Origin of the sequence: Alishewanella maricola (assembly GCF_016343785.1) — a bacterium.
GTDB classification, from domain to species: Bacteria; Pseudomonadota; Gammaproteobacteria; order Enterobacterales; family Alteromonadaceae; genus Alishewanella; species Alishewanella maricola.
Genome location: NZ_JAEINI020000060.1, coordinates 1 through 302 on the forward strand (window position 1 = coordinate 1; position 302 = coordinate 302).

At 51.7% G+C, this 302-nt stretch carries 1 pseudogene; it reads left to right on the forward strand.

The window, feature by feature from the left end:
* Nucleotides 1-302: pseudogene (locus tag JAO78_RS16725) on the forward strand (hypothetical protein); the annotation flags it as partial.

Consider the following 302-nt stretch of genomic DNA (forward strand, 5'->3'; position numbering starts at 1 on the left):
ACATCAAGCGATGCCGCCGGTAATACCGTCGAATCCAGTGGTGCTTCATCACACACAGTAGAGACAACACCTGGTACACTGAATATTGCCGCTACAGTAGATAATACGGATGGCACCCTCGATTTATCGGGCACCACTACCGACGTTGCTCTAGGCACCGTAATTAACATCACCATCACCGACCAAAACGGTAAAACGGTCATTGCTCAAGCCACCGTGCTGGCCGATGGCAGCTACCAGTTAGAAGGCGTCGATGTCAGCACCTTAGCTGATGGCCCATTAACCATTGATGCGACGGCAGT